This is a genomic window from Mycobacterium sp. E1715, from assembly GCF_001667625.1.
Taxonomy (GTDB): Bacteria; Actinomycetota; Actinomycetes; order Mycobacteriales; family Mycobacteriaceae; genus Mycobacterium.
In genome coordinates, this window is sequence record NZ_LZJJ01000443.1 from 1 (window position 1) to 11,339 (window position 11,339).

Here is an 11,339-nt window from a genome sequence, read left to right on the forward strand (position 1 = left end):
CATGGACAAGCCGCTGCAACGGTATTGGCGCGACGTCCATGTCGGCCAGCTGCACGCCATCCACATGCCTGGAACCACCTACCACGCGTCGGCACTGAGTTCGCTGGGCGTCGACCCGCAGGGTCCACTCCGGGCGATGATTTAACTGGGCCGAGACAGCCAGAGGAGGCGCGTCACGTTGACCGACCTGAAAAGCCTGGGCTACATCACCATCTAGACGAACGACATCGACTACATCAAGTCCCAGCCCGCCTATGACGGACGGCCGTTCGAGGTGATGCACGGGCTGAGCACCAACCGGGTCGGGGAAGGACACGTCGCACGCGACGATCCGAATGGGCGCCCGGGGATGAGCGCCGGCGCCGTGCCCATCCCCGCCCTCAGCGGTGTCGACGAATCCCTCGATTACGCACAATGGGTGATCGAGGAGATCAAGCCCAAAGTGCCGTAACCGATTACCTGATCGTCAGCCCCCGCCTGCGCACCCACAACAGCGCGGCGGCCGTGCCGAAGAGCCACATGGCCACGGCGATCGCCAGGTGCACGAAGCTCTTGGTGTCGCGCCCGAACACCGGCCAGATCATCGCGGGCACCTTCGTCCAAAGCACCTTGTGCTCAACCCCGTTCATCGGGTCGGCGACGTAGTACAACGCGTACGGCAGGGTCAGGACCGCCAGCCAGCTGCGGGTGCGGCGCCGATCGCCCCGCTGGCGCCAGCGCCGGATCAGCGGCTCGACGCTGACCGGATGCAGCACCGAAATCAGGTTGCCCACCCCGAGCCAGGACACGATGGGCACGGCGACGGTGGGGATCGTGATCCCCAGCCGCCCCGGCGTTTCCAACCACAGCGTCAACACCATGGCCGCCAGCAGGGTCGGCAGCCCGACGATGGCAAGCAGGGCGAGGTTCTTGATCAGCAGGATCCGCCAGAACGGCACGCCGGCGGACAGGCCCGCCAGCACGCGGTAGTGGTCGGCGCCGAACAGATTGGTGGTGGTCACGTCGGCCAGCACCCACGACGAGAAGTACGTGCCCACCAGGATCACCCAGTCGGTGTGATGGCGGCCGACGGTCAGCGGCTGCACCAGCAGCCAGGCCGCGGCGAAGATCACGTTGGCGACCACGCCCATCAGCCAGGTGCGGGGCGCGGTGAACGCCCACCGGATCTCCGCGGCCACCGCCGCGGCCAGGCCCGGCTTCTCGAAGTCCGTGGCGGCCCGCCGGGCGGAGTCCGGGCGGGGGGCCGACGCGCGCACGGCGGCGTGCAGGACGGCACGCGCGCGGGGGTGCATCGACCGCTGCGGTTCCGCGCGGCGGTCGATGCGATCGCTGTGGGGCGAGGCGACCAAGGAACGTGCTCCCGGCAATCGATTGGTCAGGGGACGGACCCGAATTCCATCCCAGGCAGGATAGCGACATGAACCGCAAGCGTGTCGTCATTGCCGGCCTCGGAGATGCGGGTGTGTTGGCCGCGATCCGGCTGTCCGCGCACGCCGACGTCGTCGGCATTTCCGTCAAGCCCGCGCTGGTCAGCGGTCAGGAACTCGGCGTCCGGCTCTCCCGTCCGGACGATTGGGCGCGCGACTACTGGATTCCGTTCGACAGGTTCCGGCGCCTGGACCGGGTGCGCACGGTGCAGGCCCGGCTGACCGGCCTGGACCTGGACGGCCGCGCCGTGCTGGGCAAAGGGGCCGACGGCACGACACTCGCCGAGGAATTCGACGCGCTGATCATCTCGACCGGGGTCAGCAACGGCTTCTGGCGCCGGCCGACGCTGCAGTCGGCCGCCGAGGTCGGCGCGGAGCTGCGCGCGGCACACGGCCGGCTGGCCGCCGCCGATTCGGTCGTCGTCGTGGGCGGCGGCGCGGCGGCGGTCAGCAGCGCGCTGAACCTGGCCACCACCTGGCCCGGGAAGCGGGTCGACCTGTACTTTCCCGGCCCGCGCGCTTTGACCGAATACCACCCCCGAAGTTGGGACCGGATACGGCGCCGGCTCACCGGCCTGGGCGTGGGCATCCACCCGGGCCACCGCGCCGTGCTGCCCGACGACTTCGCGGGCGAGGAGATCACCGGCGAGCCGGTGCACTGGAGCACCGGGCAAGCCCCGGTCCCAGCCGACGCCGTGCTGTGGGCGATCGGGCGGGTGCGGCCCAATACCGATTGGCTGCCCGCGGAGCTGCTCGACGAGCGCGGGTTCGTTCGGGTGACGCCGGAGCTGCGGGTGCCCGGACAGCGTGGCGTCTTCGCGGTGGGCGACGTCGCGGCAACCGACCCGCTGCGCAGCTCTGCCCGTAACCGCGGTGATGCGCTGGTGGCCCGCAACGTGCGCGCCGAGCTCAGCGGCGGCCGGTTGCGGACCTACCGGGCGCCGACGCGGCGGTGGGGATCGCTGGTGGGCGTCCAGCCCGACGGGCTGGAGGTCTTCCTGCCCACCGGCCACGCGTTCCGATTCCCGACGTGGTCGGTCGAGCGCGTGGTGATGCCGTGGATCGTGCGGTGGGGCATGTATCGCGGTGTGCGGGAGAACAATCCGCTGGGCTAGGGAGCGTCAGGCGCTGTTGAGCAGCAGCATGAGCCCGTAATCCATGTGGATCTGCTGGTGGCAGTGCAGCAGCGACAGCCCGGGCTGATCGGCGACGAAGTCGACGTCCATGCTCTGGTAGCCGCCCAGCATCGCGACGTCCTTGCGCACGCCGGCCGTCGGCGTGCCGGCGAAGTGGGTGATTTCGAACGTGTGCCGGTGCAGGTGCATCGGGTGCAGGTCGTCGCTGGCATTGCGGAAGCGCAGCCGGTAACGCTTGTCGCGCTGCACATTGAGCACCGGTTGGTTGGTGTCCATCGAAAAGGGCGTGCCGTTGAAGGTCCAGACGTTGAACCCGTTGTCGGCGGCATTGCGCTTCTCGATCAACAGCTCGATGGTGTGATCGGGCGGCGGGACGGGCGCGGGGCGCGCGAACAGCCGGTAGTCCCATGTGAACGCCTGCGGCGCGGTCCACTGCGGATCCCCGCCGCGGCCGGCGTATTCGACGACCGTCCCCATGCCGTGGCCGCGGTCGTCGTCGGACAGGTCACCCAGCACCCAGACGCCCGGGTTATTCATGGTGACCACCGCCGAAATGCGTTCGGCCGCACCGAGCCAGAGCACCGGCACCGGCGCGGGGTTGGGCACCGGGTTGCCGTCCAGCGCGACCACGTCGAAGGTGTGCCCGGGCAAGGCCAGGCTGCGCGATTCGGTGGCGCTGCCGTTCAGCACGTGCAGCAGTACCCTGTCGCCGGTTCGCACGCGGATCGGATCGCCGTGACCGAGCATGCGGCCGTTCACGGCGAACGCCCCGTAACTGACTTCGAAGCCGCGCGGGTCACCGTGGTCGAGCGACGCCTTCATCGCCGATTCGCCGCGCTCTTTGAGATCCGGCTCCTGTTCGCCGGCGAGGAATTCACTGGCCATGTCGCCGCCGCGGCTCAACGACGGCTCGAACTCCTTGAGCGTCAGGAAGATTTCCTGGTCGTAGGCGCCCGCGTCCTGCCTTGGCTCGATGTAGACGGGACCGACCAGTCCGCTGTACTGGCCGCGGGACAGGTCGGAGCGCGGCACCACGTGCGTGTGGTAGAAGCGGAACCCCGCCGGCCCGGGAACGAAGGACACCCGTCGCATGCCGTGGGCGGGCACGTAGGGGGTGCCCTCCTCGGCCGCGCCGTCGACGTCGACGCCCAGCCGCTGACCGTGCCAGTGCAACTGCTCGGGGGAATCGGTGTCGTTGAACACGTCCACCACCGCCCGCCGGCCCTCCTTGAACCGCAGCAGGGGGCCGGGGAACTGCCCGTTGTACGTCAGCGTCGACACGATGTGGCCCGGCGCCAGTTCGACTGCGCCCCTGCCGATTCGCAGCGTGTAGTCGGCTTCGCCGCCGGGCGGCGCGGGGTGCTCGCACGCGGCACCACTTGCGGCAAGCGCGGCCACGCCGCCCCATTTGAAGAAGTCACGCCGATCCAGGGGCACGTCATCGCCCCCGCGGGTAGGCAGCAAGGACGGGCAGGAGGAAATCGATGCGGTCGTCCAATTCACTTGCCAGCCAACCGAATTCGGGATAACCCGCGCCCGACGGGTCGGGCACGCTCCAGTGCAACGTGGTGGTCACGCCGTGCTCGCGCGCGTACTCGCGCACCTTGTCGCACAGCGTGATCACGCAGTCGAAACGGCGCCGCGCCACCGCGGTCAAGGGCTGCGGCCGCTGCGCGCCGAGGTCGATCCCGTACCGGTCACGCATGATCCGTATCGCGTTGCGGTGCAGGTGCGGTTTGGGATGGCTGCCAGCGCTGGCGGCCCGGATGCGGCCGCGGCCCCGCCGCCGAAGCAACGCCTCGGCCATGGGCGAGCGCGCGCTGTTGCCCGAACACAAGAACAGCACCGAGCGCACCGGCGGTTTCGCGGCGGGCGCGGGCGCCAGCGCCGGGTGCAGCGCCGTCGCCGCCTCGCGGAACGCCCCGGCGCACCCCGTCAGGTTCAGCCGGTAATAGGTGTCGCGACCATCGAAACTGCTGCGCCGCGCGTCGACGAGGCCGGCCGAGCGCAGCAGCCGCAGGTGATACGAGATCAGGTTCTGGGGCTCGTCAACGGCGTCAGCCAATTCCCGCACCCGGAGGTCGCCGCCCGCCAGTTCGGTCAGCAGCGCCCAGCGCACCGGGTGCGAGGCCATCTGCATCAGCGACGGAACCGCCGTCCTGCCTGCCGCCACGTCGCAGACAATACATCAAACCCATTTGATAGGTTTGCCGCTGCGCAGCGGTGAGGAGACCGAATGGCCGACAGCAACACCGACGAGCTTCGTCGAAGCCTGGGCTTGTTCGACGCGGTGACGATCGGACTGGGGTCGATGATCGGGGCCGGGATCTTCGCTGCGCTCGGCCCGGCGGCGCGCGCCGCGGGTTCCGGGCTGCTGCTGGGCCTGGCGGTTGCCGCGGTGGTGGCCTACTGCAACGCGACCTCGTCCGCGCGCCTCGCCGCGCGCTACCCCGCCTCCGGCGGCACCTACGTGTACGGCCGCGAGCGGCTGGGCGAATTCTGGGGATACCTCGCGGGGTGGGGCTTCGTCGTCGGCAAGACCGCCTCGTGCGCCGCGATGGCCCTGACCATCGGCGCCTACGCGTGGCCGTCGCACGCCCACCCGGTGGCCGTCGCCGCGGTGGTCGGACTGACCGCGGTGAACTACGCCGGCGTGCAGAAGTCGGCCTGGCTCACCCGCGCCATCGTCGCGCTCGTGCTGGCCGTGCTGGCGGCGGTGGTCGTGGCCGCGTTCTCCTCGGGAACGGCCGTCGCCGACCACCTCCGACCGGCGGGCGCCGGCATCGGCGGGGTCATCCAGGCCGCGGGGCTGTTGTTCTTCGCCTTCGCCGGCTACGCGCGCATCGCCACTCTGGGCGAGGAGGTGCGCGACCCGGCACGCACCATCCCGCGCGCGATACCCGTCGCGCTCGCCATCGCGCTGGCCGTCTACGCCCTGGTGGCGGTGGCCGCGCTCGGGGTGCTGGGGCCGCAGCGCCTCGGCCGAGCGACGGCGCCGCTGGTCGACACCGTGCGGGCGGCCGGCGCGGGCTGGCTCGTTCCCGTCGTGCAGGTGGGCGCGGCCGTCGCCGCGCTGGGCTCGCTCCTGGCGCTGATCCTGGGCGTCTCGCGCACCACGCTGGCGATGGCCCGAGACCGCCACCTGCCCCACGCGCTGACCGCCGTGCACCCGCGGTTCGGTGTCCCCCACCGGGCGGAACTGCTGATCGGCGTCGTGGTGGCGATCCTGGCCGCCACCGCCGATCTGCGCGACGCGATAGGTTTCTCCTCCTTCGCCGTGCTGATCTACTACGCCGTGGCCAACGCGTCGGCGTTCACCCTGGGGCGCGACGAGGGCCGCCCCCACCGGGTGATCCCGATCACCGGGCTCATCGGATGCGTGCTCCTCGCGTTCGCGATGCCCCTGTCGTCGGTCCTGTCCGGCCTGGCGGTGCTGGCCATCGGCGTCGCCGCCTACGCGATCCGGCGGGCCCGCGCGAAATAGGGGTGGCGCGCTGATTCGATAAATGCTTATATAGAAGAATGTCGAAACAGCAGGCATGCTGCCCCACCCTGGGGACGGCCGCCATGGCCGAGTCCCACGCGTCGGAACTGGCGGCGATGTTCAAGGCGCTGGGCGACCCGGTGCGCCTGAGGTTGTTGAGCCTGATCGCCAGCAGCCCCGGCGGCGAGGCCTGCGTCTGCGAGATCTCGGCGACCTTCGACCTGTCGCAGCCGACCATCTCCCATCACCTCAAACTGTTGCGCTCCGCCGGCCTGGTGGACTGCGAGCGGCGCGGCACCTGGGTGTACTACTGGGCGATTCCCGCAGCGCTACAAAAACTTTCGTCGGTGCTGCAGCCGTGACGGGCACGCACACGTCGGCCCCCAGCGCGGCCGCGACCCGCCTCCCCACCATGGACCGGTTCCTGCCGGTCTGGATCGGCGCGGCAATGGCGGCCGGCCTGGCGCTCGGCCGAATCGTTCCGGGCCTGGGCTCGGCCCTGGGCGCCGTTGCCATTCAAGGTGTTTCACTGCCGATCGCGGCCGGCCTGCTGGTCATGATGTACCCGGTGCTGGCCAAGGTCCGCTACGACCGGCTCGACGAGGTCACCGCCGACCGCAAGCTGATGGTCACCTCCGTGTTGCTCAATTGGGTGGTCGGGCCGGCGGTGATGTTCGCGTTGGCGTGGTCGCTGCTGCCGGACCTGCCGGAGTACCGCACGGGCCTGATCATCGTCGGCCTGGCGCGCTGCATCGCGATGGTCATCATCTGGAACGACCTCGCCTGCGGGGACCGTGAGGCAGCGGCCGTGCTGGTCGCCCTGAATTCGCTGTTCCAGGTGGTCATGTTCGCCGCGCTGGGCTGGTTCTACCTGTCGGTGTTGCCCGGGTGGTTGGGCCTGCCCCAAACCGGGATCAGCGTCTCGCCATGGCAGATCGCCAAAGCGGTGCTCGTCTTCCTCGGGATCCCGCTGCTGGCCGGATACTCCTCGCGCCGGCTCGGCGAACGGTTCCGGGGCCGACACTGGTACGAGACGCGGTTCCTCCCCCGCGTCGGACCGTGGGCCCTCTACGGGCTGCTGTTCACCATCGTGATTCTCTTTGCCCTGCAAGGCCATCAGATCACCTCCCGCCCGTGGGACGTGGCCCGGATCGCGATCCCGCTGCTGGCGTACTTCGCGATCATGTGGGCGGGCGGGTATGCCCTGGGGCTCGCGCTGCGCCTCGGCTACGCCCGCACCGCCACGCTCGCGTTCACCGCGGCCGGCAACAACTTCGAGCTGGCCATCGCGGTGGCCGTCGCGACCTACGGCGTCACGTCCGGGCAGGCCCTCGCCGGGGTGGTCGGCCCCCTCATCGAGGTGCCGGTGCTGGTCGGCCTGGTCTACGTGTCCCTCGCCCTGCGTTCACGGGTTTTCGCCGATGAGCGCTAAGCCCAGCGTCCTGTTCGTCTGCGTGCACAACGCCGGACGCTCCCAGATGGCCGCCGGCCTGCTCAGCCGGCTGGCGCAGGGCCGCATCGAAGTCCGTTCCGCCGGAACGCAACCCGCCGACGAGGTCAACCCCGCCGCCGTCGCCGCCATGGCCGAGCTGGGCGTCGACGTGACCGCGGCCCGCCCGAAGGTCCTCACCGGCGCAGACGTTCAGACCAGTGACGTCGTGATCACCATGGGCTGCGGCGACACCTGCCCGTATTTCCCGGGAGTGTCCTACCGCGACTGGAAAGTGCCCGACCCCGCAGGCCAGCCGCTGGCCACCGTGCGCGCGATCCGCGACGACATCGCCCAGCGCGTCCGAGCGCTGATCGCCGAACTCCTGCCCACCGCAACGCCATAACGCGCACCGAAGAAAGGACACCCCATGTCTCGCGTGCAATTAGCCCTCAACGTCGATGATCTCGGCGAAGCGATCGCGTTCTACTCCAAGCTGTTCAACGCCGAACCGGCCAAGGTCAAACCCGGCTACGCCAATTTCGCGATCGCCGAACCCCCACTCAAACTGGTGCTGATCGAGAACCCCGGTCACGGCGGCAGCCTCAACCACCTCGGCGTGGAGGTCACGGACAGTGACACGGTGCACGCCGAGATCGCGCGCCTCGCCGAGCGCGGACTGGTCACCGAGGCGGAGCTCGACACCACCTGCTGCTTCGCCAACCAGGACAAAGTGTGGGTCACCGGGCCCGGCGGAGAACGCTGGGAGGTCTACACCGTCATCGCCGACTCCGACACCTTCGGACCCGGCGCCGACGAGGCCGAAGCCGCCTGCTGCCAGACCTAGCACCCACCGCACGGTTCCGGCGCGGGCCGAACGGGAAGACTGAGCGGATGGCCGACCCGGGAGAAGACGCGTTCGAAAAGCTGGTCGGGGTGCTGAACTACCCGATGTACGTGGTGACGACGCGCGCCGACGGCGTCGCGGCGGGCTGCCTGGTGGGCTTCGCGAGCCAGACCAGCATCCACCCGCCCCGCTTCCTGGTGGGCCTGTCCCGGAAGAACCACACGTTCCGGGTCGCCGCCAAGGCGACTCACCTGGCGGTGCACGTGTTCGACCACGACCACCTCGACGTCGTGGAGCTGTTCGGCAGCCAGACCGGCGACACCATCAACAAGTTCGACCGCTGCTCGTGGCACAGCGGCCCGGCGCGGCTGCCCATCCTCGACGACGCGGCCGCCTGGTTCGCCGGCGAGATTCTCGACCGGTTCTCCCTGGGCGACCACGTCGGTCATCTGCTCGCGCCGGTGGACGGCCGCCCGCCGCAGGAGCTGGAGAGCTGGGTGTCCTTCGGGGACGTCCAGCATCTGGAACCCGGCCACGAGGCGTAGCCGTGGCTCCCCGCGTGGGCACCGTCGCCGACATCACGGAGCTCGCATCGTTCTACGCCGACCCCCCGCAGGGCGTGCGGGTCAACATGATCTTCAGCGCCGACGGCGCCGCAGCGTTCGGCGGCCGGGCCGGGCCGCTGTCGTGCCCCACCGATCAGCGGCTCCTGAAGATCCTGCGGGGCCTCGCCGACGTGGTTTTGGTGGGCGCAGGCACCGCCCGCGCCGAGAACTACGGCCCGGTGCGGCTCACGGACGGGGGCCCGGCCGCACCGCCACCGATCGCGGTGGTCAGCCGCAGCGGCCGGCTGCCGGCCAGGCTGCTCGGCGACCCCGCTCAGCCACCGATCGTGGTGACGTGCGCGCGGGCGGCGGCGCGCGAGGACCCCGGCGACGGGCGGCGGGTCGTGGTGGCGGGCGAGGACTCCGTCGACGTGGCGCGCGCGGTCGCGCTGCTGCGCGAACGAGGCATGCACCGAATCCTGTGCGAGGGCGGCCCGACCCTGCTCGACGAGTTGGTGGAGGCCGACGCCGTCGATGAGATCTGCGTGACTTTGGCCCCCAAACTCGCCGCGAGCCAGCCGGTGGGCCGCCGCCCGACCGCGTCGCCGCTGCCCGCACCGGTGACTCTGCGCCTCGAACACGCGCTGGTTTGCGACGGTTACGTGTTCTTGCGATATCGCCGCTGATTCCGCTCGACATGCAGCCGGGGAAAGCCCTTCCTATGATGGAAATGCCCGGTTTGACGCCCATATCGAATCGCCTGCGCGGCATGGTTTTCAGATCCTCGCCGTCCACTTTCTCGAGCCATACACCAGGAGGACTATCGGCCAGGTGAGCAGCTCAAACGACGACCATGACTACCGCAATCTCGCGGTGAACCGGCTGCGGCCCAGCGAACTTCAGTGGGCGCTGAACCACGACGCCGTGCACGGTATCGCCTACGCATTCAAGAATCCCGTCGCCGTCGCCGAATCCATCGACGACCCGGACGACGACCGAATGACCTACCTGATCCGCGTCAAGCGCGACGACCTGGCCAACGCCTTCGGCAAGATCAACGACTGGATCACCGAAAACCCCGGCCCCGCCGGGATGCAGGCCTTCGGATTCGTCCGCGCGCTGTCCCGCGAAGGGTTGACTGAACGCGCCGGCGGTGAGGACGAACTCCGTTAATCCCGGCGTCCCGATCGGCTGGCTTTCGCTATTCGCCGTGCCCGGCGGACCGTGAAACCTTAGCCTTATGCCTGCGCACGGTCGGTGACTGAGGAGTCGGGATGGGTGACACCACCGCGGATTCGCGGGAGGGTTCGCAGTTCGGGCCATATCTGCTGCGGCGGCTGATCGGTCGCGGCGGCATGGGTGATGTCTACGAGGCCGAGGACACGGTCCGGGAGCGCACGGTCGCCCTGAAGCTGATGTCGCAGACACTGTCCAACGACCCCGTTTTCCGCTCCCGCATGCAGCGCGAGGCCCGCACCGCGGGCCGGTTGCAGGAACCGCACGTCGTGCCGATCCACGACTTCGGCGAGATCGAAGGTCAGCTCTACGTCGACATGCGCCTGATCGACGGCAAGGACCTGGCCGGCATGCTGAGCCGGTACGGGCCGCTGTCCCCGCCGCGGGCGGTGGCGATCGTCCGCCAGATCGGCTCGGCGCTCGACGCCGCCCACGCGGCCGGGGTCCTGCATCGCGACGTGAAACCGGAGAACATCCTGGTGAGCGGCGATGATTTCGCCTACCTCGTCGACTTCGGCATCGCCAGCGCCACCGCCGACGAGAAGCTGACCCAGATCGGCACCACGGTGGGCACGGTGAAGTACATGGCCCCGGAGCGATTCAGCGACTCCGACGTCACCCACCGCGCCGACATCTACGCCTTGGCCTGCGTCTTGTACGAGTGCCTGACCGGATCCCCGCCGTACACCGGCGACCAGATCAGCGTGATGGGCGCCCACCTGCACCAGGCGATCCCGAAGCCCAGCGCGGCGCGGCCAGGCATCCCGGCCGCCTTCGACGGGGTGATCGCCCGCGGCATGGCCAAGGATCCCGCGGACCGCTACGCCACCTGCGGTGACCTCTCGGCGGCCGCGTATGCGGCCCTCGCCGAACCCGACCAGGACCGGGCCACCGACATCCTGCAACGCAGCCAGGTGGCGCGGATGCCTGCCGCCTTCGCCAGCCAGCAGTCCGCCGGGATCGCCCAGGCCACCCCCGCGCACGCCCCCTCGTCCGGCCCGATGTGGGCGCCGACACCTCCCGGCGGCCCGACGCCCCAGCCGACGGGATGGGGAGGCGCCCCCACCTGGGGCCCGAGCACCGCGGGCGTCGCGCCGCCCTGGGGGCAACCGCCGCGGCCGAGCAGGAAGCCCTGGCTGTGGGTGGGCGTCGCGGCCACCGCCCTGGTGGCCATCGTGGGCGTCGCGCTCGCCGTCGTCCGGCCCTGGGAATCGGCGCCCCGGCCGGAGCCGACG

The 11,339-nt window shown here is 70.2% G+C and carries 11 protein-coding genes and 3 pseudogenes; 11 read left to right on the forward strand and 3 right to left on the reverse strand.

The annotated features are described in order from the left end of the window. Together A9X03_RS28735 and A9X03_RS28740 are read left to right on the forward strand one after the other, a co-directional pair. Positions 1-145, forward strand: a pseudogene (locus A9X03_RS28735) (hydroxylase); the annotation flags it as partial. Between the two features lie 81 nt (positions 146-226). Then, positions 227-451, forward strand: a pseudogene (locus A9X03_RS28740) (LLM class F420-dependent oxidoreductase); the annotation flags it as partial. Between the two features lie 4 nt (positions 452-455). On the opposite strand, the gene A9X03_RS21840 reads toward A9X03_RS28740, so the two are convergent. Continuing rightward, positions 456-1,256 carry a hypothetical protein gene (locus tag A9X03_RS21840; protein WP_067748112.1) on the reverse strand — a complete coding sequence of 267 codons (801 nt, stop codon included), beginning with the start codon at positions 1,254-1,256 and terminating at the stop codon, positions 456-458. A 161-nt stretch (positions 1,257-1,417) separates the two neighbouring features. Between A9X03_RS21840 and A9X03_RS21845 the strand changes: the two genes are divergently transcribed. Further along, positions 1,418-2,542: an FAD-dependent oxidoreductase gene (locus A9X03_RS21845; RefSeq protein WP_067748096.1), complete on the forward strand. Its 1,125-nt coding sequence runs from the start codon at positions 1,418-1,420 to the stop codon at positions 2,540-2,542. A gap of 6 nt (positions 2,543-2,548) precedes the next feature. On the opposite strand, the gene A9X03_RS21850 is transcribed toward A9X03_RS21845, so the two are convergent. Beyond that, on the reverse strand, positions 2,549-4,000 hold the full coding sequence (locus A9X03_RS21850) for a multicopper oxidase family protein (protein ID WP_067748114.1): 1,452 nt from the start codon (positions 3,998-4,000) through the stop codon (positions 2,549-2,551). Between the two features lies 1 nt (position 4,001). Next, positions 4,002-4,736 (reverse strand): helix-turn-helix domain-containing protein, encoded by a 735-nt coding sequence (locus A9X03_RS21855; protein ID WP_231968704.1) that lies wholly within the window; start codon positions 4,734-4,736, stop codon positions 4,002-4,004. A 63-nt stretch (positions 4,737-4,799) separates the two neighbouring features. On the opposite strand from A9X03_RS21855, the gene A9X03_RS21860 reads away from it, so the two are divergent. The 8 genes and pseudogenes from A9X03_RS21860 to A9X03_RS21900 all read left to right on the forward strand — a co-directional run. Next, positions 4,800-6,047, forward strand: coding sequence for an APC family permease (locus tag A9X03_RS21860; RefSeq protein WP_067748098.1), 1,248 nt, complete (start codon positions 4,800-4,802; stop codon positions 6,045-6,047). A gap of 38 nt (positions 6,048-6,085) precedes the next feature. Then, positions 6,086-6,409: a helix-turn-helix transcriptional regulator gene (locus A9X03_RS21865; protein WP_067748100.1), complete on the forward strand. Its 324-nt coding sequence runs from the start codon at positions 6,086-6,088 to the stop codon at positions 6,407-6,409. Between the two features lie 50 nt (positions 6,410-6,459). Beyond that, a pseudogene (gene arsB, locus A9X03_RS21870) lies at positions 6,460-7,882 on the forward strand (ACR3 family arsenite efflux transporter). A gap of 24 nt (positions 7,883-7,906) precedes the next feature. Next, positions 7,907-8,323 (forward strand): ArsI/CadI family heavy metal resistance metalloenzyme, encoded by a 417-nt coding sequence (locus A9X03_RS21880; RefSeq protein ID WP_067748104.1) that lies wholly within the window; start codon positions 7,907-7,909, stop codon positions 8,321-8,323. A 47-nt stretch (positions 8,324-8,370) separates the two neighbouring features. Continuing rightward, positions 8,371-8,868: a flavin reductase family protein gene (locus A9X03_RS21885; protein WP_067748106.1), complete on the forward strand. Its 498-nt coding sequence runs from the start codon at positions 8,371-8,373 to the stop codon at positions 8,866-8,868. A gap of 2 nt (positions 8,869-8,870) precedes the next feature. Beyond that, positions 8,871-9,554 (forward strand): pyrimidine reductase family protein, encoded by a 684-nt coding sequence (locus A9X03_RS21890; RefSeq protein WP_067748108.1) that lies wholly within the window; start codon positions 8,871-8,873, stop codon positions 9,552-9,554. Between the two features lie 145 nt (positions 9,555-9,699). After that, entirely contained in the window at positions 9,700-10,041 is a 342-nt protein-coding gene (locus A9X03_RS21895) for a hypothetical protein (RefSeq protein ID WP_067748110.1), read from the forward strand. Positions 10,042-10,142: 101 nt separating this feature from the next. Beyond that, on the forward strand, positions 10,143-11,339 hold a 1,197-nt coding region (locus A9X03_RS21900), incomplete at its 3' end, for a serine/threonine-protein kinase (RefSeq protein ID WP_068262934.1).